This window comes from Kitasatospora sp. CB01950 (genome assembly GCF_001905465.1).
GTDB lineage: Bacteria > Actinomycetota > Actinomycetes > Streptomycetales > Streptomycetaceae > Kitasatospora.
The window spans coordinates 338,775-362,311 of record NZ_LISX01000004.1; the positions used below are offsets into that span (position 1 = coordinate 338,775).

The 23,537-nt window shown below is 73.8% G+C and carries 16 protein-coding genes and 1 tRNA gene; 8 read left to right on the top strand and 9 right to left on the bottom strand.

The annotated features are described in order from the left end of the window. Positions 1-38: 38 nt before the first annotated feature. The 7 genes from AMK19_RS13490 to AMK19_RS35965 all read right to left on the bottom strand — a co-directional run bounded on the left by AMK19_RS13490 (position 39) and on the right by AMK19_RS35965 (position 13,240). Complete coding sequence (locus AMK19_RS13490; protein ID WP_073811373.1) at positions 39-2,306, bottom strand: TOMM precursor leader peptide-binding protein; 2,268 nt, start codon at positions 2,304-2,306, stop codon at positions 39-41. Positions 2,307-2,335: 29 nt separating this feature from the next. After that, the gene (locus tag AMK19_RS13495) at positions 2,336-5,620 is read right to left on the bottom strand and encodes a type 2 lanthipeptide synthetase LanM (RefSeq protein WP_073811374.1); all 3,285 of its coding nucleotides are present in this window, start codon (positions 5,618-5,620) and stop codon (positions 2,336-2,338) included. Position 5,621: 1 nt separating this feature from the next. Then, positions 5,622-7,880 (bottom strand): ATP-binding cassette domain-containing protein, encoded by a 2,259-nt coding sequence (locus AMK19_RS13500; RefSeq protein ID WP_073811376.1) that lies wholly within the window; start codon positions 7,878-7,880, stop codon positions 5,622-5,624. Beyond that, positions 7,877-10,948, bottom strand: a complete 3,072-nt coding sequence (locus tag AMK19_RS13505; RefSeq protein ID WP_143200196.1) for an ATP-binding cassette domain-containing protein — start codon at positions 10,946-10,948, stop codon at positions 7,877-7,879. The genes AMK19_RS13500 and AMK19_RS13505 overlap by 4 nt, the downstream gene beginning before the upstream one ends. Beyond that, positions 10,945-11,751 (bottom strand): HlyD family efflux transporter periplasmic adaptor subunit, encoded by an 807-nt coding sequence (locus tag AMK19_RS13510; protein ID WP_073811380.1) that lies wholly within the window; start codon positions 11,749-11,751, stop codon positions 10,945-10,947. Before AMK19_RS13510 ends, AMK19_RS13505 begins: the two co-directional genes overlap by 4 nt. Next, on the bottom strand, positions 11,748-12,986 hold the full coding sequence (locus AMK19_RS13515) for a cytochrome P450 (protein ID WP_073811381.1): 1,239 nt from the start codon (positions 12,984-12,986) through the stop codon (positions 11,748-11,750). The genes AMK19_RS13510 and AMK19_RS13515 overlap by 4 nt, the downstream gene beginning before the upstream one ends. 101 nt (positions 12,987-13,087) lie before the next feature. After that, positions 13,088-13,240, bottom strand: coding sequence for a hypothetical protein (locus AMK19_RS35965; RefSeq protein ID WP_158071904.1), 153 nt, complete (start codon positions 13,238-13,240; stop codon positions 13,088-13,090). Between the two features lie 273 nt (positions 13,241-13,513). On the opposite strand from AMK19_RS35965, the gene AMK19_RS13520 reads away from it, so the two are divergent. The 4 genes from AMK19_RS13520 to AMK19_RS13535 all read left to right on the top strand — a co-directional run bounded on the left by AMK19_RS13520 (position 13,514) and on the right by AMK19_RS13535 (position 17,061). Then, the gene (locus AMK19_RS13520) at positions 13,514-14,569 is read left to right on the top strand and encodes an ABC transporter ATP-binding protein (protein ID WP_083646751.1); all 1,056 of its coding nucleotides are present in this window, start codon (positions 13,514-13,516) and stop codon (positions 14,567-14,569) included. Next, complete coding sequence (locus AMK19_RS13525) at positions 14,566-15,375, top strand: ABC transporter permease (RefSeq protein ID WP_073811383.1); 810 nt, start codon at positions 14,566-14,568, stop codon at positions 15,373-15,375. The genes AMK19_RS13520 and AMK19_RS13525 overlap by 4 nt, the downstream gene beginning before the upstream one ends. 254 nt (positions 15,376-15,629) lie before the next feature. Then, complete coding sequence (locus tag AMK19_RS13530) at positions 15,630-16,280, top strand: DsbA family protein (RefSeq protein WP_073811385.1); 651 nt, start codon at positions 15,630-15,632, stop codon at positions 16,278-16,280. A gap of 52 nt (positions 16,281-16,332) precedes the next feature. Beyond that, positions 16,333-17,061, top strand: a complete 729-nt coding sequence (locus tag AMK19_RS13535; RefSeq protein ID WP_443135007.1) for an isocitrate lyase/PEP mutase family protein — start codon at positions 16,333-16,335, stop codon at positions 17,059-17,061. A 197-nt stretch (positions 17,062-17,258) separates the two neighbouring features. On the opposite strand, the gene AMK19_RS13540 is transcribed toward AMK19_RS13535, so the two are convergent. Further along, positions 17,259-17,331: transfer RNA gene (locus AMK19_RS13540), tRNA-Arg, on the bottom strand. A 243-nt stretch (positions 17,332-17,574) separates the two neighbouring features. Between AMK19_RS13540 and AMK19_RS13545 the strand changes: the two genes are divergently transcribed. Further along, on the top strand, positions 17,575-18,291 hold the full coding sequence (locus AMK19_RS13545; RefSeq protein WP_443135011.1) for a polyprenol monophosphomannose synthase: 717 nt from the start codon (positions 17,575-17,577) through the stop codon (positions 18,289-18,291). A gap of 93 nt (positions 18,292-18,384) precedes the next feature. Here AMK19_RS13545 and AMK19_RS38060 read toward each other — a convergent pair whose 3' ends face one another. Continuing rightward, positions 18,385-20,991: a D-alanyl-D-alanine carboxypeptidase family protein gene (locus tag AMK19_RS38060; RefSeq protein WP_073811389.1), complete on the bottom strand. Its 2,607-nt coding sequence runs from the start codon at positions 20,989-20,991 to the stop codon at positions 18,385-18,387. A gap of 311 nt (positions 20,992-21,302) precedes the next feature. Between AMK19_RS38060 and AMK19_RS13555 the strand changes: the two genes are divergently transcribed. The 3 genes from AMK19_RS13555 (at position 21,303) to AMK19_RS13565 (ending at position 23,473) form a co-directional block, all read left to right on the top strand. Further along, positions 21,303-22,025: a GOLPH3/VPS74 family protein gene (locus AMK19_RS13555; RefSeq protein WP_073811391.1), complete on the top strand. Its 723-nt coding sequence runs from the start codon at positions 21,303-21,305 to the stop codon at positions 22,023-22,025. A 387-nt stretch (positions 22,026-22,412) separates the two neighbouring features. Beyond that, positions 22,413-23,270: a helix-turn-helix domain-containing protein gene (locus tag AMK19_RS13560; protein ID WP_073811393.1), complete on the top strand. Its 858-nt coding sequence runs from the start codon at positions 22,413-22,415 to the stop codon at positions 23,268-23,270. Further along, positions 23,267-23,473 (top strand): DUF397 domain-containing protein, encoded by a 207-nt coding sequence (locus AMK19_RS13565; RefSeq protein WP_073811395.1) that lies wholly within the window; start codon positions 23,267-23,269, stop codon positions 23,471-23,473. The genes AMK19_RS13560 and AMK19_RS13565 overlap by 4 nt, the downstream gene beginning before the upstream one ends. The last annotated feature ends 64 nt before the right edge of the window (positions 23,474-23,537 follow it).

The following is a 23,537-nucleotide window of genomic DNA, read 5'->3' on the forward strand; positions in this document are numbered from 1 at the left end:
TGGGCGGGGCAGCCGGGCCCGGCTGCCCCGCACGTCGGTCAGATGAAGATCGGGATCGGGTTGAGCGCGCTCTCCGGGGTCGGGGTGTCCAGCCAGCCGAGCCGGACGGGGACGTCGTAGAGCCGGCCCGGCGCGAAGCGGGCCCAGAAGTGCCGCATGCCGGGGACGATCACCCGGGCGACGGGCAGGCCGACGTCGGGGCGGGTCTGGTCGGCCACCAGGAACTCCATGCCGTGGTCCTCGACGATCCGCTGGACGAGTGCCAGGTCGTCGGCGAGGTCGGCGCCGGCCAGCGGCAGCCAGGAGGCGGGGGTGGAGCGCGGGGCGTTCGGGTCGGGCAGCAGGTAGGGCTGGTTGGCGACGGTGGCGGTGGTCCACCAGGCCTTCTGCTCGGGGTCGGCGCCCGCGTAGGTGACCCGCCCGTGCTCGTCGCCGGCGACGGGGCCGAGGAACTGGTTCATCTCGGTGAGCGCCCGGGTGAGCGCGATGTGCGGGTCGAGGTGCGCGCCGAACGCGATCAGCACGTCCTCGTTGGTGCCGGAGCCGGGCTTCGCGTCGAGCCGGCGGGAGAACGCGCCGACCACCGGGATGCCGAAGTCGGCGGTCAGGTCGAGCGCCCAGATCTCCCGGCGCAGGCCGCGGTAGACCTCGCGCAGCTGGTCGATGTACGGGTCGCCGAAGGCGTCGAGGTCGATGCCGGGGCGCTGCACGCGGTTGTACCACCAGAGCGCGACGGCGTCGCGTTCGACGAGTTCGAGGAAGCCCTGCAGGACGGCGTCCTCGAAGGAGGTGCCGGCGGCGCAGCCGTTGGAGTCGCCGGCGGCGTAGAACCGGCCGCGGTGCCGGTAGCCGTAGTACATGGCCTGGGTGGGCAGCCAGCGGTGGCGCTGTTCGGTCAGCGACCAGGCCGGGGACCACTCGATCGGGTCGTCGGTGCGGAACGGCACGGGGACGACGTTGAACATCGACTGCTTGACGTTCCAGCGGTCGCGTTCGGCATACTGCTTGGCGGAGTACAGCAGGGTGCGTTCGGGGTGGACGGCGGCGTCGCCGAGTTCGGCGAAGGTGGCGAGGCGGCGGGCCTCGTCGCCCTGGAAGACGCCGGAGAAGCGTTCCATGGCCTCGCCGAGCGCGGAGGCCCGGGCCTGGACGTCGGTGCGGCCCTTGCCGCAGCTGACCGAGCGCAGGCCGGTGCGCAGCTGCTTGAGGTCGCCGCTCTGCCGGGACAGGTTCTGCCCGGAGACGTAGACCCGCAGGCCGGTGGGGGTGCGGGCGGCGGGGACGAGGGTGGTGACGACGCCGGTGACCGGGCTGAGCTGGGGGCGGTACTTCTCCAGCATGTCCTCGGGCGAGGCGGAGCGGTGGCCGCCGTCGGCGGTGAACGCCTTGGGGCGGGGCTCGAAGCGGACGGGTTCCAGCTGGCGGCGGGTCATCATCGCGTCGTCGCCGCAGGAGGCGCACTGCGGGCGGCGGACCAGGACGTGCTTCTCGCTCTCCAGCAGCACGGTGTCCAAGGTGGTGACGGCGGGCTGCGACGGGCGGGCGCCGGCCAGCCACTTGGCGGTCTCCAGGGCGGCGAGCTGGGTGCCGAGGGCGAGGGTGGCGGGCAGGTGGGCGCCGGCGGTGGAAATCGGCTCGTCCTGGCCGAGGCGGTGCTGCAGGTAGCTGAGCGACTGCCGGTTGGCGGACAGCCGGTGCGCCAGGCACTCCCAGCAGCCGGTGCCGTCCACGCCGGGGACGTCGGGGGTGAACACCGGGCCGACCCAGACGATGGAGCCGACCGGGCGGGCCAGCAGCCAGGGGCGGCCGTCGGCGAGGGCCTGCCGGTTGCGGTCGGCGAGGCCGGGGTGCAGGTAGTCCTCGGTGAGGGCGACGGTGAACGCGGCGTCCTGGTCGACGGTCACGCCGGCGGCGGTGAGCGCGGCCAGGAACGGGGCGGTGTCCAGTTCGCCGTAGACCTCGATGCGGACTCGCGCGCCGCGCAGCGCGGTCATCGCGGCGTCGCCGTCCTGTCCGGCCATCTCGAAGAAGGCCGCACCGGGCCGGTCGGTGGCCGGGTCGGCGGCGGTGACCCAGCCGCCGGCCCGCAGCTTGTCGACGCCCGCGTCGACCTTGTCGGCGGGGACGACGCCGTCGAGGGCGGCGCCGATCTGTTCAGCCGTACGGGTGCCGTCCAACAGCGGGGCGAGGGCCTGGGCGAGCCGGCCGTCGACCACCGAGACGCCGCGCTCGGAGACCAGGTAGACGGCCTCGCCGTCGACCACGTACGGGGTGAAGTGGCGTTTGAAGCCGATGAGTTCGGACATGGCGGGGTACTCCTCGAAGCGGCGCGGGGTCAGCGCAGGGTGGCGAGCGGGGCGGCGGACGTGTCGTGCAGGCGCAGCAGCAGCAGGCCGACGGCGACGGTGCCGTCCAGCGCGCCGAGGTTGACGGCGTCGTGCGCGGCCCGGTCGGGGAACCAGGTGCCGTGCAGGCGGTGCCGGGTGAGCAGTTCGCGGACCATCAGCGCGGCGGCCTCGCGTCCGTCGTAGAACGGGCCGGGCAGCAGGGCCTCGGTGTTCTCGGGGGCCTCCGGCAGGGTGTGGACGAGTCCGGCCTCGGCGGCGGTGAGCGCCTCGGTGGCGGCGGACAGCAGGGCCCGGCCGGTGAGCGCGGCCAGTTCGGGGCCGGTGACGGGCGGGGCGAGTGCGCCCAGGTCGGCGCCGTCGACGGCGTCCGCGCCGAGCGAGACGGCGGTGTCCAGGCAGGCGAGGCGGCCCGCCCGGGTGGCGGTGGCGAAGCGGTGGGCGCGCAGCCGGTCCCGGACGGCCTCGGGGTCGGCGAGCAGCGCGGGGGCCTCGGCGACGGTGCGGGCGAGGGCGGCGGCGATCGAGTCGGCGCCGCCGAGGACGAGCTGCCGGAAGTCGAACGGGGCGTGTTCCTCGCCGAGCCGGGCGAGCGCGCCGGCGGCCAGGGTGCGGATCGCCCGGTCGGTGTCGGCGTGGCCGGCGCCGGCGGCGCGGCGCAGCCGGAGCAGGTTGAGCAGCAGGCCCGCGGTGCCGAGCGGCACGTCGCCGTGCGGGACCTTCGCGCGGCGGCCGGGCCGGTCGGAGGCGGATTCGGCGACCGAGAGCGCGCCGGGGACCAGGGCCCGGGCGGCGGCCAGGAAGTCGGGTTCGCCGAGCAGCAGTCCGCCGCGGGCCAGGCCGTGGATGATCGCGCCGGGGCCGGCGAAGCCGCCGGGGACGGGTGCGCCGGAGGCCAGCCGGGAGTCGCCGGCGAAGGAGAACGCCCGCGGCTCGTTCGGGTCGATCAGCGCGGCGGCCTCGGACAGCAGGCCGTGCGCGGCCCGGTGGAAGCGGGGCTCGCCGGTGGCGGACCAGAGTTCGGCGAGCAGCACGGCGATGCCGAGGGTGCCGGACACCAGGTCGGGGCCGAGCGCCTCGACCTGCCGCAGTCCGGTGCCGGGGTACCAGCTCTGGCCGAGCCAGCCGGTGGGCCGCCGGTCGGCGAGGATCCGGTCGCCGAGCGCGGTGGCGGCCGTCAACAGCTCGCCGGGGGTGGGCGGTTCGGCGGCGTGTGCCTGACGCGGCACCGGCGGGCGGACGGCCGGGTCCGGGACAGGCTGTCCGGGGGCCTGCTCGGTGCCGGCCCGGGCGGCGTCGACGCAGCCGGACAGCACGGCGACGTGCGCGTCCAGGTCGAAGCCGTCGAGTTCGGCGACCCGCTGCTGGAGGCGCTTCCAGCCGGTGGACTGGAAGTGTCCGGGGATCTCCCGACCGTCGGCGGTGAACACCGAGGAGGAGGTGGTCAGCGAGCGGAAGAACGGGATGTCGAAGGTGCGGAACGAGTCGAGTTCGGCGAGCACCACCTCCAGCAGGTCGCTGCGGGCGGCGTCCCCGGCGCGGGCGACGACGGCACCGCGCAGCGCGCCGGCGATGACCGTCTCGCGGGTGGCGCCGTCGTCCAGCGCGAGCGGGCTGGTGGAGGCCCGCAGGATCTTGTAGCCGTCCCAGGTGTGCCGCCAGATGTAGCGCACCCAGACGCCCCGGAAGCCGCTCAACGGCCCTTCGGGGTCGGCGAGTTCGCCGCGCAGGCGGTGCAGGGCGGCGTGCATCTCGCGGTAGCCGTCGACCACCTCCTCGGTGTACTGCCAGGGGTCGGCGGGCTGCCCGTCGTGCACCGGGCGGTACGGGGGCAGCGGCAGGGCGGGCACGCCCGGGGCGGTCTCCAGGCTGCCGACCCGGGACAGGCAGCCGATGTCGAGGGCGTCGGTGCGGCCGGCGGGCGTCCAGGCCTGGAAGGCCATCGCGGTGCGCACCACGGTGGTCTCCAGCTCGTCCAGCAGCCCGTGCTGGGCGGCGGTCAGCACCGGCGGGGCCTGCACCCGCGGGTACAGCAGGCACTCCAGGTCGATCAGCACCGGGTGCTCGCCGTCGGCGAGCAGGTTGTCCGCCCACAGGTCGCGGCCCTCCAGCAGCTGGACCAGGCGGATCGTCATGCCGAGGCGGCGGTAGAACCGGGCGAAGCCGGCCGGGTCGGCGCAGGGGCGGGACGGGACGAGCTCCTCCCAGCCGTAGTCGCCGGAGCAGTCGGCGCTCAGCGAGGCGGCGTGGCCGTCGTCGCCGCGGTCGGAGCGGACCACCACGGTGCGCAGCGGAAGGTCCAGCGTCAGTTCGGAGTTGAGGCGTTCGACCAGGCCGAGGAAGGCGGTGGCGTGCCGCATGTCCTTGGGCTTGTAGACCACGCCCGCGCCGTGTTCGAAGTGCAGCAGTGCCACCGAGCGGCCCTGGGCGTGCCGGTCGCCTGCGTCGCCGCGCACGGCGGCGAGGGCGCCCGGGTCGACGCCGTGCCACATCCGCCGGACGAGTTCCGTGCGGTCGGCGGCGAGCCGGGCGAACATCTCGGTGTACATCTCCTGCCACTGCCGGCAGACGGTGCCGACCAGGTAGGCGAGGGCGGGCAGCCGCTCCAGGCGGGCCAGCCAGCCGGCGACGGAGGCGTCCGGGCCGCCTTCGGCGTTCCACTCGGTGGCGCGCGGGCGGCCGGTGACGAGCTGGAACTCGTGGCAGAAGGTCAGGTTGCAGGCCTCGGTGAGCCGGCCGGTCAGGGTCTTCGCCAGGTCGGCGCGGGCGGCGTCGGCGACCGGGACGCCGAGGATCCCGCCGGGCCCGGTGGGCAGCAGGGCGTCGGCGGCGGCCGCGAACCCTGCGGTCAACGCGCCCGGCGCGGTGGCGGGTTCGGTCTGCTGGGCGCGGAGGAAGGCGGCCAGGGCGTGCGCCCAGGAGGGCAGCTTGCCCGGGTCGGCGAGGCGGACCCGGCGCAGGCCCTCGCCGAGCGGGCGGCCGGTCTCGGCGAGGTGTTCGAGCAGCACGCCGGCGGAGCGCTGGTCGCCGGCGGCGCGGCTCAGCCAGGTCTCGACGGCGGCGGCGCGGCTGCGCCGGTCCTCGGCCGGGTCGGGGGTGAACAGCGCCTGCCCGTCGTCGCGGGCGGCGGCGCGTTCCTCGAAGCTCGCGGCGGCGGCGACGACCGCCCGCAGGCGCTCGTCGGCGCCGGGGACTTCGGGCAGCAGCGTGGCGGGCGGGGCGTCGGGGCCCGGACTTCCGGCGGTGCGGAGCCAGGTCTGCATTTCGAGCGACATCTCACATCTCCTGGAAACGGGCGAGGCGGGTGAACAGCGGGTCGGTGCCGAGCAGTTCGCGGTAGGTGCCCTCGGCGGACACCCGGCCCCCGTCCAGCACGCAGATCCGGTCGGCGGTGCGGATGGTGCTCAGTCGGTGGGCGATCACCAGGCGGGTGCGGTCGAGGCCGGCGACGGCCTCGGCGACCCGCTGCTGGGTGGCGTTGTCGAGTGCGGAGGTGGCTTCGTCGAGCAGCAGCACGGCGGGGTCGCGGACCAGGGCGCGGGCCAGCAGCAGGCGCTGCACCTGGCCGCCGGAGAAGCCCTGCGCGTCCTCACCCACACGGGTTCCCAGACCCATCGGCAGGGCGCGCAACTCGTCGGCGATTCCGGCGAGTTCGGCGGCGTGCCAGATCCGGTCCTGGTCGACGTCGGGGTCGGCGCCGGCCAGGTTCTCCAGCAGCGAGCCGCGCAGCATCCGGCCGTGCTGGAGCACCGAGCCGACCTGTTGCCGCACCAACCTGGCGTCCAGCGTGGCGAGTTCGCGGCCGTCGTAGCGGACCGCCCCGGACTCGGGCCGCTCGAAGCCGAGCAGCAGCCGGATCAGGGTGGACTTTCCCGCCCCGGACGGGCCGACCACGGCGACGAACTCGCCGGGTTCGGCGCGCAGCGACACCGCGTCCAGCGCGGGCAGGGCGCTGCCCGGGTAGCGGAACGTGACGCCGTCCAGGGCGAGTCGGCCCTTCAGCCGGCCCGGGTCGGCGAGCTGCCCGGAACGGTCGGCCCCGCCGCCGGCGCCCGGGGTCGGTTCGGCGAGGATCGGCCGCAGCCGCTCCAGCACCGGGGCGACGCCGTACGCGCTCGCCGCCGCGTGGGTGACCTGGCCGAGCGCCAGCGCGACCTGGCCGGCCGCGACGCCCGCCGCCATCAGGTGCCCGGCCGCGGCGGCCGGGCCGAACGTCGCCCCCGCCAGCAGCACGGCCAGCAGCAGCGGCTGGAGCGCGGTGGTCAGCGCCCCGGCGACCGCGTCGGAGCGCATCGCGGCGGCGTCGGCGCGCTTCTGCCCGGCGAACGGGGTCACCCAGCGGGCGAAGGCCTGGATCTCCCGGCCGGCAGTCTGGATCTTGTCGATGCCCAGCAGCAGCCCGTACAGCACCCCCTGGAGCTGTCCGTGCGCCTCGAACACCTGTGACTCGAACTCCTGGCGGCGACGGCCGAGCAGCAGCAGCACGGCCGTCACCGCCAGCACGGCGAGCAGCAGCAGCCCGCCGAGCCGCCAGTCCACCAGCAGCAGCACCGTCAGACCGGTGACGGCGAACACCGCGCCCAGCACGGCGCCCACCAGCACCTCCGAAAGGGCCTGTCGGGCCTGCGCCACCGCGTTCGCCCGGTGCACCAGATCACCCGTGGTGAAGTCGCGGAAGAACCGCGCGTCCTGGGCCAGCAGCCGGTCCCAGACAGCGGGTTCGAGCGCGTGCTGCACCCGGCTGGTGAGCCGGACGGCCGCGGCGTTGCGGACCAGCGTGAGCAGCCAGGACGCCACCACCGCGGAGCCCAGCAGCACGGCCAGCCAGCGCACCGGGTGCTTGTCGGCCAGCAGCAGGCCGGGCAGCAGCACTCCGGTGGACAGCGGGACGAGCAGACCGAGCAGCGCCGAGACCAGCCCCGCCACGCTCAGCACCGCGAGGTCCCGGCGGGCACCGGGAACGGCGAGGGCGAAACGCAGCAGGACTGCCGGGGTCGGGCGCCCCGGTGGCAACGGCGGGTACAGCAGCAGCGCCTGGCGGCTCAAAGCCGAACGGGATGCCCCCCGTTCGGAGGCCGGGTCGTGACGGCGGTGCCGTCCGGCCCGGGGAATCAGGGCGATCGGTCGGCCGTCCTCGGCGGCGAACGCCACCATCGGGCCGGCCGTGCCGGTCTCGTCCCCGTCGGCGAGGGTGACGGGACGCCAGCGGACCCCGGCCCGGCGCAGCAGCGCCGTGACCGGATCGGCGGCGTCCCGCACTGCGGCGGGGATCTCCTCGGGAACGGCCACTCCCAGCGCCCGCAGCACCTCCCGCGCCTGGTCCGCGCGGTGGCGCGGCGCGAACGGCGAGGTCTCGCCGCGGCGCGGGAAGGCGTGCGGACGGGTGGTGGCGGCGGTTCCCAGTTCGGCCAACGCGTCCGCGAGTGCGGTCCGGTTGGCAGCCGCGGTGGCGTCGGCCCGGGTCGCCGGGTCGCGCTCCTCGTCCGCCGCGGCAGTCTCTGTCCCGCCATGGCGGGCGGCGGTCATCGTGCTCATGCCTGCACCTCCGTTCGGGCGGGTCGGTTCTCGGTGGTCGTGTCGGTCCGGGAGGTCTCGGCGGTCTCGGCGGTCTCGGCGGTCTCGGCGGTCTCGGCGGTCTCGGTCCCGCGTGCGGCTTCGCGCAGCAACTCCCGGTACGGGCCGTCCTGTTCGGCGAGTTCGGCGGGCGGGCCCTGCTGGACGATGCGGCCCGCGGCGATCACCACGACCCGGTCCGCGGCCTGGATGGTGCTCAGCCGGTGGGCCAGCACCAGGCAGCTGACGCCGCGCCGCCGGAGGTGCTCGTTGACGGCGGCCTCGGTGTGCGCGTCCAGTGCGCTGGTCGCCTCGTCGAGCACGATCAGCGCCGGGTCGAGGGCCAACGCCCGGGCCAGTTCCAGGCGTTGGCGTTCGCCGCCGGACCAGTTGCGGGCGTCCTCGTCGATCTGCGCGTCCAACCCGCCGCGTCGGCGCACCAGTTCGGCGGCCTCGGCGTCGGCGAGGGCACGCTGCAGGGCGTCCTCGGCGGTGGTCGGGTCCCAGAGCGTCAGGTTGTCCCGGACGGTGCCCTCGAAGAGCCTCAACTGCTGTTCCACGTAGGCGACCTGGCCGGTGACGACGCCCCGGTGCCAGGCGTCGCGGGGGCGCCCGTCGAGCAGCACCTCGCCCTTCCAGGGGCGCAGCACGCCCGCCGCCAGCCGGGCCAGCGTCGACTTGCCGCTGCCGGAGCCGCCGACCACGGCGACCCACTCGCCGGGGGCGATCCGCAGCGAGATGCCGGACAGCGCGGGCGGCCGGTTCGGGTCGTAGCCGAACTCCAGGTCGCGCAGCTCCAGTTCGCCGCGCAGCCGGACGGGCTCGGCGGGGCTGTCGAGCACCGGTGCGAGGTACGGGTCGACCTCGCTGCTCGCGACGTCCTCCAGCAGCGCGTTCTGCGCCCGGGCGACGGTGAACTCGGAGCCGGTGCCGACCAGTTGGGAGATCGGCAGGAGGAACCCGTTGAGCAGCAGCAGGAACGCCAGCAGGGTGCCGAAGGAGAGCGAGCCGGCCAGCAGCAGCACCGTTCCGGCGACCACCGCGACGGCGGCGGCGGCCGAGTTGAGCGCGCCGGGCAGCGAGAGCGGCACCAGGACGGCTTCGGCGACCCGCTGACCGGTGTGCGCGGCACGGGCCTGCCAGCCCGCCCAGGAACGGAACAGCGCGTCCTCCGCCCCCTCCGCCTTCACCGTCTCGATCGCCGACACCCCGGCGAACGCCACCCCGTCGCGCTTGTGGCCCTCCGCGTGCAGCCGGTGCATCAGGCCGCCGCGCCGCCGGTCGGCGGAGCGCAGCGCGAGGGTGTCGAGCACCGCGACCGCGATCGGGATCGCGGCGAGCTTCGGGGCCAGCCAGAGCAGCGCGACCAGGTGCACGGCGGCGGCGGCCAGCGAGGACGCGGCGCCGGCGACCCGATAGGACAGCAGGTTCGCCAGGCCGTCGTTGAGCTGCACCCGGGTGACCAGTCCGCCCAGCTGCCGACGGTGGAAGAACGCGCCCGGCAGCCGCAGCATCCGCCACAGGAACGCCGCCGAGGAACGGGCGGCCATCGCCTCCAGCACCCGGTTGACCATCGCGGAGCGCAGCCAGTTCCCGGCCAGCACCAGCCCGGCCACGGACAGGCCCGCCACCGTCAGCGGCACCGCCCAGCCGGCCTGGCCGCCGTTCACCACGGCCGCCAGGTACGTACGCAGCAGGAACGCGCCCGCCACGCCCGGCACCGTCATCAGCATGCCGACCAGCACCGCGACCAGCAGCGGCCACGCGTACGGCCTCATCCGGGCGGCCAGCGCCCGCAGCAGCGGAAAGCGGACGCCGCCACGCTCGAAGTCCGGGCCCGGCTCGAAGCCGACGGCGATGCCCGCGAAGGACTCCCAGAACTCCGCCGGCGTCGCCGAGTACGAGCCCAGCGACGGGTCGTTGACATACACCCGGCCCCGCTTGACGCCCTCGAACACCGCGAAGTGCGGGCCGGTCACCAGCACCATCGACGGCACCGGCACCTCGCCGAGCCCCTGCAGCCGGTCCTCGCCACGCACCACCCGACGCCCCCGGGCCACCAGCCCGTACCGCCCGGCAGCCCGCGCGACCGCCGCCGCACTCACCCCGTCCCGCGACACCCCACACGCCCGCGACGCCTCGTGCAACGTCACCCGCCGCCCGAACGCCCCCAACACCACGGCAAGGCACGCGGCCCCGCAGTCCTGCTCCTCCATCTGCGGAACGACAGGCGTCCGGAGGTACGAACGGCGCTTGCGCCCGGCCGCCTTGGCGGACTTGGCGGACTTGGCCGATGCCGGCCCTGAGTCACTGCCGCCGGACGCGCTGCCTCCTGCCCGGCCGCCGCGCGAAGCGGAGCCGGAAGACCCGGCACCCTCCCCACCGCACGCCGCACGAGCACGCGGGGCGGAGGCGTCGGCCTGCCCAGCCCGACCGCTGCGCGGCGCAGCCTCGGCGGAGCCGGGCGACGCAGCAGCCGCCCCGCCACGCGCCGCACCGGCGTGGTGGGCGGAGGCGTCGGCCTGCCCAGCCTCACCGCTGCGCGGGGCAGACTCGACAGCACCAGAGACCGCAGCGCGTCCGGGCGCCTCCGCCCGACCGACGGACTTGCTGGGCAGCGCACTTGAGCGCTCAGCCGCCCGGCCTTCGCGACCCGCCCGCGGGGCGGGGCCCTCGGTCCGGCCGCCGCGCGAAGCAAGTCCGGCGGAGCCGGACGACGCAGCACCCTTCCTGCCGCGCGCCGCACCGGCGTCGTGGGCGGAGGTGTCGGCCTGCCCAGCCCGGCCGCTGCGCGGCGCAGCCTCGGCGGGGCCGGGGACCGCAGCGCGCTCGGAGGCCTCGGCAGCCTCCGGCCGACCGCCGCGTCCCGCACGCGGCGCAGACTTCGCGGAGCCGGGAGAGGCAACGCCCCCCGACACCCGTTCCCGGCGTCCAGCGGCCTTGCCGCGCACGTCGGTTGAGCGCTTGCTCTGTCGGCCGCCGCGTGGCGTCGTGTCGCGGTCGGTCGTGGTCGGTGGTGGCTCTGCGGCTTTGAGGCGGGTGGGCTTCATCGCTTGGGCTCCTTGCCGAGGACGGCCTGGTACGGGTGGCGGCTGCCGAGGTCGACGCGGACGTCGAGGGCCAGGGGGCCGGTGAGGCGGGTGTCCTGGGGCAGGTGGGCGTAGGCGAGCCAGACGGGGGCGGGGCCGGTGGGCAGGCCGGGGACGGCGACGGGGAGGGTGCCGTCGAGGGTGTCGGCGCGGACGGGCATCGGGTCGATGCGGTCGATGACGGCGCGCAGGGCTCCCCCGCCGGGCACGGGCACCAGCACCTGCTGGCCGGGGGCGAGCTTCGCGGCGTCCTTCGGGTCGGTGAGCAGCAGCCGGACGGTGGCCGGCGCGTCGACCGGGTCGAGGGCCAGCACCGGCGTGCCGGGGGCGAGTTGAGCGCCGGGGGCGGCGAGCAGCGCGCTGACGGTGCCAGTGGCGGGGGCGGTCAGTTCGGTGGTCGTCCCGTCGGGCCCGGTCACCTGCGCCAGCAGCTGGCCGGCGGTGACGGGCTGCCCGGGGCGGACGGAGAACGCGAGCAGGCTGCCGGTGTGCGTGGCGGCGACCCGGACGGGCGCGGTGCCGTGCGCGGCGACGGCGGGCACCGTCAGGGTGTTCGGCAGGGTGCCCCACACCGCCCAGCCGGTGCCCGCGCCGACGGCCAGCAGCAGGGCGACGCCGGCCAGCCAGAGGCGTGCGCCGATCAGCCGCACCGGCTGGTCGAGGCCGGGCTCCAGCACGGCGGCGGCCCGCGCGGCGGCGACAGCGGCGACGGCGGCGGTCTGCGGGGCGGTGTCCGAGTCCGGACGTTCGGTCACGGTGGTCATGCGGCCACCCCCACCAGGTGGTCCCGCAGCGGGCAGACGACAGGCAGCTCGCGGATGCCCCCGAACGCGAACTGTTCGTGGCGGCGGGCGGTCGCGTCGGTCAGCGTGGTGCTCAACTGCCGTACGGCGTCCGCCTCGGCGAGGCCGCGCAGGACGGCGGCGCCGGCGATCAGCGAGAGCGGGGCGCCGAGGCAGTGGTGCGGGCCGTGGCCGAAGGCGAGGTGCTGGCGTTCGGGGCGGTCGGGGTCGAAGCGGTCGGGGTCGGCGTAGCGTCGCGGGTCGCGGTTGGCGGCGGCGTACAGCAGCATGGCGACGCTGCCGGCGGGGATCACGGTCCCGCCGAGGGTGATTTCGCGGGTGAGTGCCCGCGCGCTGGCCCGGACGGGGCTGCCGAGGCGCTGGGCCTCGTCGAAGACGTCGGCGGCGAGCGCGGGTTCGGTGCGGATGCGGGCGGCCAGGCCGGGGGTGCGGATCAACTCCCAGGCGGCGACGGCGAGTCCGGAGGTGAGCGTCTCCAGGCCGTTGGCGAGGAGCATCACCACGAAGGCGAGCAGTTCCTCGGTGTCGAGCCGGCCGTCGTCGCGGGCGGCGGTCAGCCGGGAGATCAGGTCGTCGCCGGGCGCGGCGGCCCGGGCGGCGCACAACTCCTCGACGTAGGCCTGGAATTCGGCAAATTCGGCGTCGAGCGCGGCGGCCTCGGGGCCGTCCCCGAAGGGGTCGAGGAGGGAGCGGGCGACGAGCGAGGCCCAGCCGGTGATCCGGTCGTGCTCGGAGTCGGGGACGTCCAGGACGGCGCAGGAGACGGCGACCGGCAGCGGTACGGCGAGGTCGGCGACCAGGTCGAAGGAGCCGGAGGCGATCAGCGGGGCGAGCAGGCGGGCGGCGGTGGTCTCGATCCGCTCGCGCATCTGCTCCAGCCGGCGGTGGCTGAACGCGGCGGTGGCGAGCCGCTTGAGCCGGGTGTGGTCGGCGCCGTCGCGCATCGGCAGCATCCGGTTGACGACCTTGAGCAGGGCGGTGTTGCCGGCCCGGGGCAGTCCGACGGTGGTCGGGTCGACGTGCGTGCCGGGGTTCATCAGGACGGCGAGGATCTCCTGATGTCCGGAGACCACGTACAGCGGGCCGAGGTCCAGGACGGGCGCCTCGGCCAGCAGCCTGCGGTAGAGCGCGGGTGGGTCCTGCTGCGCGGTGGGCTGCTGGATGAACCGCGTCAACTCGTGCCGGAGGCTGTCCATGCCCGGCTCTCCTTCAATCCGACAGTGGGGCAACGGCGTTGGGGCCGGGTGGGGGTGCGGGGGTGGGCCGCCGGAGCGGACCACCCCCGCACAGTCCCGAATTACTCGGCGGCGGCGTTCGAGATGGAGCTGAAGCTCGACACCGGGCAGGCGGCGGAGAGCAGCGAGGAGACGGAGACGCCGCCGTTGACGGTGTCCAGCTCCTCGACCTCGATGTCGAACTGCTCGTCCTTGTTGATCTCGTTCTGCGCCATGGGAATCTCCCTCTGTTTCGCGACGCCGGCCCGCTTCTCGGGTCGGTCGCCTCGCTTTCACTGCCTCGCCGATCGCTTTCCCGGTTTTGCTTTTCTCCGGTTCCGCTCTCGGCGATGTCTCAACTATGACCGACTCCCGAAAGCCTGTGCAGTAGGAGATGTCAGATTCGCGGGAGGGGAAATGTCACTGCCCGATATGACATTTTGCACGTACTCTGACCTGCGACGATGCGCTACTTGCACATACTCGCACGCACCCGTCACGCTGCATTCATGACACCTCTTTCCGAGAATTCCCCGGCCGTGGAGGTAGTGGATCTGCGGCGCAGTTACGGCGGCTACGAGGCGGTGCGCGGCATCTCCTTCTCCATCGCCCGAGGCGAACTCTTCGCCCTGCTCGGCACCAACGGCGCGGGCAAGACCACCACGCTGGAGGTGCTGGAGGGCTACCACCCGCCGACCTCCGGCTCCGTCCGGGTGTTCGGCCTGGACCCGTTCACGGCGGGCGCGCGGGTACGCCGGCGGACCGGCACGATGCTCCAGGAGGGCGGGTTCTTCAAGGAGTTGACGGTCAAGGAGACGGTCGACTGCTGGCGGACCTTCACCAGCGGGGCCCGGCCCACCGCCGAGGTGCTGGCCCGGGTGGCGCTGGAGCCGAAGGCCGGCACCCGGGTCGGCCAGCTGTCCGGCGGCGAGCGCCGCCGACTGGACCTGGCGCTGGCGGTGCTCAACGACCCGGAGCTGCTGTTCCTGGACGAGCCGACCACCGGCATGGACCCGGAGGCCCGCCGCACCACCTGGCGGCTGGTCGAGGAGCTGCGGGCGGGCGGCACCACGGTGGTGCTGACCACCCACTACCTGGAGGAGGCCCAGCAGTTGGCCGATCGGGTGGCCATCATGGACGGCGGCGTGATCGCCGCCGAGGGCACCGTCGACGAGGTGCTGTCCGGCCGCGGCGACCTGATCACGCTGCCGCTGCCGGCCGGCCGCCCGCTCGACGCCCTCCCGGAACTGCTCGGCGCCGCACCGTCGTTGGCGGACGGCCGGGCGGTGTACCGGGTGCCGCGCTCGGCGCCCGCGCTGGCCGCGCTGCACGCCTGGTCGGCCGCGCAGGGCGTCGAGCTCGACGGCCTGGAGGTCCGCTCCAGCTCCCTGGAGGACGTCTTCCTGGACCTCGCCGCCGCCCACCGCCGGCCCGCCGCCCACCGCCAGGCCACCGCGCCCGCCGTCACCGGACCCACCGCCGCCGCACCCGCCGCCACCGGGCCCACCGCATCCGCACCTGCCGCCGTCCACCGCCGCGCCGTCCCCGAGGGAGCGTCCCGATGAGCTGGTTCATGTACGCCAAGGGCCAGTTCGGCCTGTCCTGGAAGGTGTTCTGGCGCAACCGCCGGTCCACCTTCATCGGGTTCCTGCTGCCGGTGCTGCTCAACCTGGTGGTCGCCGCGCCGCTGCGCGACAAGCAGATCGGCGGGGTGAACGCCGCCGGCTACGTGGCGGTCGGACTGCTCGGGCTGGCGCTGGTGACCTCGTTCGTCAACCTGCTGGGCAGTGTGGTGGCGCGCCGCGAGGAGCTGGTGCTGAAGCGGCTGCGCGGCACCGAGTGCCCGCCGAGCGCGGTCTTCGCCGGACAGTTGGGCGCGGGCGGGGTGGTGGTGCTGCTCCAGGCGCTGGTGCTGGGCGGCGTCGCGGTGGGCTGGTTCGGCGCGCCGCTGCCCGCCGATCCCGTGCTGCTGCTACTCACCCTGCTCGGCGGCTACCTGCTGTTCTCGGTGCTGGCGGTGGCACTGTCGGGGCTGACCCCGACCACCGAGACCGCGCCGCTGGTGGCCACGCCCGTGCTGGTGCTGTGCATGTTCGGCGCGGGCGTGTTCACCCCGGTCTCCGCGCTGCCGGACTGGCTGCACGGCCCGGCGGGCGCGCTGCCGCTGTCGCCGGTGATCCGCGGGCTGCGCACCGCCTGGTTCGGCCGCGAGTTCGGCGCGGAGAGCTGGGCCGGCGGCCCGCTGCGCGAACTCGACCTGCTGCACGGCTGGACGTCCGCCGCCCCGTCGCTGCTGCTGGTGGCCGCCTGGCTGGCCGCCGCGTTCGTCCTCTCCCGCCGCCTGCTGCGCTGGGAGCCGCGCCGCGGCTGACGCCCTCTCCGACCGGCCCGCCCCTCCCCGAAGTCCTTGCCCCCGCACGGGACTTCCGGGCGCGGCGGGCCGTCGGCGTCCCACCGGTCGGCCGCCGGACAGGCCGGACGGGTGAAACCCGACGAATTTCCCGGCCCGAAGCTGCCGGTTGGACATAATGGAACGTCAACTCCACGCGGCATAGGCTTCGTTGTGCGATCAATTCCGAACGGCGCAGGGCCCGCCTTCGCCGCTGTCGAGACCGGAGACGCCGCGTGACCTCCAGCACCACCCCGACCAGCACTGCCCCGACCAGCACCGCCCCGACCGCGAAGGTCGACTTCTACTTCGACCCGACCTGCCCGTTCGCCTGGATCACCTCGCGGTGGATCCTCGAAGTGCAGCAGCTCCGGGAGCTCGACCTCAGGTTTCGGGTGATGAGCCTGTACGTGCTGAACGAAGGGCGCGAACTCCCCGACTGGTACCGCGAGTTGGTGGACAGCTCGCTGATCCTGACCCGGATCTGCGCCGCCGCCGCGGCCCAGCACGGCGAGGAGGTGCTCCCCGCCCTCTACACCGCCATGGGCACCCGCATCCACAACGGCGGCAACAAGGACTTCCCGGCCGTCGCCGCCGAGGCCCTCGCCGAGGCCGGCCTGCCCGCAGAGCTGCTCGCCTCGGCGGACACCGACAAGTGGGACGAGGCGCTGCGCAAGAGCCACCACGAGGGCATGGACCCGGTCGGCGAGGACGTCGGCACCCCGACCATCCACATCGACGGAGTGGCGTTCTTCGGCCCGGTGCTGAACTCGATCCCCCGGGGCGAGCAGGCCGCCGCCATCTTCGACGGCGCCCGGGCGCTCGCCAACTTCCCGGACTTCTTCGAGCTGAAGCGCACCCGCACCGGATCGCTCGACTTCAGCTGACCCACCGCATTCCGCATCGGCACCCGTATCGACGAGGAAGAGGAGAGCCCTGATGGCCACCACCATGAGCGCCGGAGAGTTCCTGGCCCTGCACGATCGCACCGAACACCCGGACCCCCTGGTCCTCCCGAACGCCTGGGACGCGGTCAGTGCCCGCGCCCTCGCCGACGCGGGCTTCGCCGCACTCTCGACCTCCAGCGTGGCCGTCGCCGCCGTCCTCGGCTACCGGGACGGCGGGGACACCCCCGCCGACGAGATGTTCGGCGCGCTCAAGCGGATCACCCGTGCGGTCGACGTCCCCGTCACGGCCGACATCGAGGCCGGCTACGGCCTGGCCCCCGCCGAGATCGTCGAACGCCTGCTGGACGCCGGCCTGGTCGGCTGCAACCTGGAGGACTCCGTCGACCGGCAGCTCAAGGACCCGGACGAGCACGCCGACTGGCTCTCCCAGGTGCGCGCCGCCGCGGGCGACCGCCTGGTCCTGAACGCCCGGGTCGACACCTTCCTGGTCGGCGACCGCTCGGTCGAGGACGCCGTCAAGCGCGCCGCCCTCTACATCGACGCGGGCGCCGACGTCATCTACCCGATCTTCGCCCCCGAGTCCGCGCTCCCCGAGCTCACCTCCGGCATCCCCCGCCCGGTGAACGCCGTCTGCATCCTCGGCCAGTCCACCCCCGCCCACCTCCACACCCTCGGCGCCTCCCGGGTCACCTACGGCGGCTCCCTCCAGTTCCACATCGCCAACGAGATCACCGCCCTCGCCCAGCGCATCGCCCAGTAACGCAACACAAACCCGCAGGGCCCTCCCCGCCGCACCGGCAGGAGGGCCCTGCGCCCGTCCCAGGCCGGCCCGATCAGCCGCCCGCCCCGCGCCGAAGGTGCGCCGAAGGTGCGCCGAAGGTGCGCCGAAGGTGCGCCGAAACGCCACAGGCCCTCCGACCCGGATGGGCGGAGGGCCTGCGACCTGCGGTTCTGTTGTGCCCCAGGCAGGATTCGAACCTGCGACACCGGCTTTAGGAGAGCCGTGCTCTATCCCCTGAGCTACTGAGGCGGGGCCGGCGAAACACCCCGCCGACCGGTCACAGCCTAGCGGATCGGGCCCGCACGGTGGTTCGCCGTTTCCCCCGCCCCGGGACGGCCGCGCCCGGTCGGGCGCGTTCTGCGACGGAGGGATGGGGACGGTGCGTGGCCTTACGGTGGATTTGTTCGTTCTTGTGGCAGATCCGACCTCTCCGAAAGGCCCCGGCCCGTGACTTCCTCTCCTCAGACCCCGTTCGGTGGGCTCGGCAGGATTCTGGTGATCATTCCGACCTACAACGAGGCGGAGAACGTCGAACGGATCGTCTCCCGGGTCCGGGCCGCCGTCCCGGAGGCCCACGTGCTGGTGGCGGACGACAACAGCCCTGACGGGACGGGCAAGTTGGCGGACGGGCTGGCGGACGCCGACGAGCAGGTGAAGGTGCTGCACCGGAAGGGCAAGGAGGGTCTCGGCGCGGCGTACCTGGCCGGGTTCCGGTGGGGCATCGAGAACGGCTACGACGTCCTGGTCGAGATGGACGCCGACGGCTCGCACCAGCCGGAGGAGCTGCCGCGGCTGCTGACCGCGCTGCACAGCGCGGACCTGGTGCTGGGTTCGCGCTGGGTGCCGGGCGGTGCGGTGGTGAACTGGCCGAAGTCGCGGCTGCTGCTGTCGAAGGGCGGCTCGACGTACTCGCGGCTGATGCTGAACGTGCCGATCCGCGATGTCACCGGCGGCTACCGGGCGTTCCGCAAGGAGACGCTGCTCGGCCTGGGGATGGACCAGGTCGCCTCGCAGGGCTACTGCTTCCAGGTCGACCTGGCCTGGCGGGCCGTCAAGGCCGGGTTCAAGGTGGCCGAGGTGCCGATCACCTTCGTGGAACGCGAGCACGGCGCATCGAAGATGAGCCGCAGCATCGTCGCGGAGGCCCTCTGGCGGGTCACCGCCTGGGGCGTCGCCGACCGGGTCGCCCGGCTCACCGGCAAGCGCTGACAGACCCGGCACGGAAAAGCCTCCGCGGGCCGGCGACAGCGGGTGTCGCCGGCCCGCGGAGGCGGGTGCGGGGCCCGGACAGGCCCCACGAGCTCAGCCGAGACGGAACAGGCGGGCGCCGATCGACGGCGGCGCCAGGTCCGACTGGAGGGTGACCGGGACCTCGATCCGGTCCTCGCCGTCGCCCGCCGACAGCGTGCCGACCTGGGTACCGGCCGACAGCGTGTGGGCGATCTTGCCGACCGGGGTGAGGGTCAGGTGCGCGGTGATGCCGGACCAGCCCGCCACCGTCAGGTCCTTGGCCGCCACCACCGGCACCTTGCCGCCGACGCCGTCGCCGACGTAGCCGACCACGTCGCCCTGCTTGGCCAGGGTCTGCCCGGTCAGCACGGACTGCGCCGCCACGTTGATCTTCTGGCTGAACGGCTGGGCCGCGTTCACCAGGCTCGGCTCCTCCTTGGTGGCCGGCTGGCCGAGGGTGACACCGACCAGGGTCCGCTTGACGCCGCCGATCTCCTTGACCGCCGCCCACATGAAGCAGGACTGCGCGGGCGTCGACGAACCGGTCTTGCCGCCGATCATGCCGTTCTTGCCGAGCACCTTGTTGGTGTTGTAGATCCGCTGGCCCTTGAAGTTGGTGTCGGGCTCGGCGATGACCTGCCGGAAGATCTCGTCCTTGATCACCACCTGGGCCAGCTTCAGCTGGTCCTTGGCGGTCGACTTGGTGTCGTTGTTGTAGCCGGCCGGGTCGGCGTAGGTGGTGTTGGTCATGCCGAACTGCTTGGCGGTGTCGTTCATCTTCTTGACGAACGCCTCCTCGCTGCCGGAGTCCCAACGCGCAAGCAGCCGGGCCACGTTGTTCGCGGACGGCAGCATCAGCATCTCCAACGCCTCGTACTGGCTGAGCTGCTGACCCTCGATCAGGGTCACCTTCGACTCGTCGGCGTTCGACGACTCCTCGGCGGCCTGCTTGTCGACCGTGAGCATCGGGCCGGCCTGGCCCTTCTTCAACGGGTGCGCCTGCAGGATCAGGTACGCGTTCATCACCTTGGTGACGGACGCGATCGGCACCGGCGTCTCCTGGCCGGACGCGCCGAGATCACCCACCCCGATCACCTCGGCCGCAGCCTGCCCCTTGGCCGGCCACGGGATGTTCAACTGCTCGCCCTGGAACGTGAACGAGTCCGCCAGCCCCAGCTTCGCCTTCGGCGTGGGCAGCGGACGCAGCAACTGCGCGGCCGCCAGCACCCCGAGCACCACCGCCAGGAAGACGCCCCAGATCACCACCCGCTTCATCGCCCGCCGGAACGGGGTCATCGGCCGGGCACTCAGCGCCTTCAGCACCTCCAGCGCCTCGACGGTGCTCTCCGGCCCGGCATCCGCCTGCGACGCGACGGCCTGCGGCGCAGCGACGGGAGCGGGCGCAGGCGCAGGCGCGGCCTTCGGCGCGGAACCGGGCTTCGCGACCGGTGCCGGAGCGGGCGGCGGGGTCGGCTTGGCCGGGGCCTCGTCCTTGGGCAGCCGCAGCATGACGGTCTGCTCGGGCTTGGCCGGCGCGTCCTCCTCCGCCTTCCCGATGCGCAACGTCATCGTCGGCTCGGCCGCGACCGGAACGGCCTTCCCCTCGGCGGCCTCCTCGGCCTCCGGCTCTTCGACCTTGCCGACGCGCAGCGTCATCGTCGGCTCGGCCACGACGGGAGCAGCCTTCCCCTCGGGGGCTTCCTCGGCCTCCGACTCCTCCGCGTCCTCCGCGTCCTCCGCCTCTTCGGCCTTCTCCGCCGTCTCGACGCGCGGCGTCGCCTCCGGCTCCTCGACCTTGCCGACGCGCAGCGTCATCGTCGGCTCGGCCACGACGGGAGCGGCCTTCCCCTTGGGAGCCTCCGCGTCCTCCGACTCCTCGGCCTCCGACTCCGCAGCCTTCGCCGCCTTCGCCGCCTTCGCCGCCTTCGCCGCCACCTCAGGCACGGCTGGAGCAGCCCCCTCCTCGGCGTCCTCCTCGACCTTGCCGACGCGCAGCGTCATCGTCGGATCGGGCGCGACCGGACCGGCCTTGTCCTTCGGTGCCTCGACCTTCGCCGCACGCAGCGTCGGCACCGGCTCGGCCGCGACCGGAGCGTTCTCCCCCTCGGTGGCCTCCCCAGCCTCCGACTCCTCCGCGTCGTCCGACTCCTCGACCTTCGCCGCCACCTCGGCCGCGACCGGAGCAGCGCCCGCCCCAGCCTCCTCGACCTTGCCGACGCGCAGCGTCATCGTCGGCTCCGCCGCGACGGGAACGGCCCCCTCCTCGCCCGCCGGCTCCGCAGCCGGCTCGGCCGCGACCGGAGCTTCCTCCGCCTCGGCGGCCTCCCCAGCCTCCTCGACCTTGCCGACGCGCAGCGTCGCCGCCGACTCGGCCGCGACGGGAGCAGCCTCGGCCTCCTCGGCGTCCCCCTCTTCCTTCTCCTCTTCCTTCGGCTTCCCCGCCGAAACCCGCCCCAGCCGCAGCGCCGGCTTCTCGTCGGCGATCGCGGCGGCGGCCTCCGGCAGGTCGAGGTCGGACGCGGACCCGGACCCGGACGTGGACCCGGACGTGGGCTCCTCCTCGTCGCGCACGCGGAGGTTCACCGTGGAGCCGCCCTCGCGAGGAGCTCGCTCCTCGGCCTCGGCCTCGGTCGGCCGTGTCTTGCCGTCGCGCGGCTCGCTCTGCGGGGACTTGCCCACGTAACCCACTCCTCCTCGTCCGCCCCGGCGGTTGCCGGTCCGATCAGTCCGATCACACAAGCTGGTTTTTTTCGGGTGGGCTCTCGACCCGCCCGAGTACCTGTACAGTCTCCGGCACCGTGGCCGTGATGGCCCGCCGCACCCCGCCCCACCGGCCGTTTTTCGTGGCTGCAGGGGTCGTTGCCGGGTCAGACGCGGGGGCGTCGGACGGCGGTTCCAGCCTGCCGGGCCAAGGTCACGATTCGGAGGCGTACTCGACAAGCCTGTGTGAGAGGCGTCACCCTGTCATTCATCCACGCGGGGAGGCTTGGATGGGCAGGAGCCGCAGAACTATTCCCGAGGAGCTGTTGCTGCTCGCACTGGACCCGGCCACGGGTACCACCGCGCAGCCGCAGACCCTCGACCTCGGACTTGCCGGGGCGCAGCTCGTCGAGCTGTCCCTGGCCGGAAGGATAGTCCCGGACGGGGACCGGATCGCCGTGGTGGTGCCACGGCCGACCGGTGACCCGACGCTGGACCACGCGCTGGAGCTGTTGCGCAGGCGTGGCAGTCCGGTGCGCGCCGCGCACTGGATCGGCGGGCCGCGTCTTGGCCTGAGGCAGACGTACTTGGCGCACCTGGAGCGGTGCGGCATGGTGACGGCGGTGTCGGGTCAGGTGTGCGGCGTGCTGCCGACGACCCGCTATCAGGCGTCGGACGACTGCACCAACGCGGCGATCAAGCAGCGGCTGGACACCGCGATCCGCACCGGCGTGCCGCCGGACCCGCGGACGGCGGCGTTGGCGGCGCTGGCGCACGCGGTGGGTCTGGGCAAGCACCTGTATCCGGGCAACGAGGGACGGTCCTCGCGCTCCCGGTTGCGGGATCTGATCAGGTACGACCCGCTGGGCGGGATGGTGGCCCATGCGGTGATGGATGTGCAGAACGGCCTGCCGGCCCAGCAGAGCAGGCCGGCGCCCGCGGGTTCACGGGGTCCGGCCGGTCGGCCCGCCGCCTCGGGGCGGAGTGTGGCCAGCCGGGTGGGCGCGCGGTGAGCGACGCGCGCCGCTAGGGCCTGTGCGGACAGGGCCTGTGCGGACCCTGGGTGTTCGAGCAGTGGTGACAGGGCGGTCGGCCCGGTGCGATGCACCGGGCGGCCGCCCTTCACCGTTGGCCCGTCGGGCCGGTGCCGGTCAACCCTGCTGCGTCCACTATTTTCTGACGGACCGCCGGAAGCGGAGGGGCGCACGGGATGCCCATTAGCGCGCGGGGCGCATGGTGCGCAAGAGGCACTGCCTCGATTGAGCTATTTTCCGATGATCTGTTCTACCGCGCTGCCGTGAATCCCGGGCGTGGACCGCAGTTGAAGTGGCATGCTGCTCAGCGTCAGGGGGTTGGTACCAATTACCGCACTGTTGCCAGAAGTAGGGCCGGAGGTCGATGTGTCCGCCAGCGTGAATCCGACGGTTCGCCGTCGCAGGCTCGGTGCCGAGCTCCGGCGGCTGCGCGAGTTCCGCGGGATGACGGCCGAGGAGGTGGCCGGCCGTCTGATGGTCTCCCAGTCGAAGATCAGCCGACTGGAGAACGGCCGCCGCTCGATCAGCCAGCGTGACGTCCGGGACCTGTGCGACGTCTACCAGGTCGAGGACGAGCGGGTCCGCAACGGCCTGATGGAGATGGCCAAGGAGTCGCGCCAGCGCGGCTGGTGGCACGAGTTCGGGGACATCCCGTACAGCGTGTACATCGGGCTGGAGGCGGAGGCCTCGTCGATCCGGGCCTACGAGTCCTCGTTCGTGCCGGGCCTGTTGCAGACCCCGGAGTACGCGGAGGCGGTGGTCACCGGCACCCAGCCGGACACCGATCCCACGGCGATCCGCCGCCGGGTGGAGGTGCGGCTCAAGCGCCAGCACCGGATACACGGCGAGGACCAGCTCGGCAGCCTGTGGGTGGTGGTCGACGAGGCGGTGCTGCGGCGCCAGGTCGGCGGCCCGCAGGTGATGGCCGAGCAGCTGTTCCAGCTGGTCGAGCTCGGTGAGCGGCCCAACATCAACCTGCAGGTCATACCGTTCAAGCACGGTGCGCACCCCGGTATGACCGGCACATTTTCCCTGATGGAGTTCCCCGAATCAGCGGATTCCACGGTCGTCTACTTCGAAGGAGTGACGAGCGATCTCTACCTCGAGAAGGAAGCCGACGTACGCCGCTATACCAATCTCTACGACCACCTGCGAGCCGCGGCGCTGAGCGTCACGGAAAGCCGGTCGATGATCACCGAATTGGCAGAGGAGTTCATGAAATGAGCAAGGCCATCGAGACCCTGACCTGGCGCAAGAGCAGCTACAGCGGCGGCAACGGCGCGTGTGTGGAGATCGCTGTGCCGGGTGCTGCCTCGATCGCGGTCCGGGACTCCAAGGACCCGCAGGGCCCGCAGCTGCGCTTCTCCAGCGCCAGCTGGGCGGCGTTCGCGGCTGCGGCCGGTACGGGCGCGTTCGGCGAGGTCTGATCCGCGGCTCCCTGTGCGTCCTCGGTGCCCGCCGCCTCTCCGCGGCGGGCACCGTCGCTCAGCA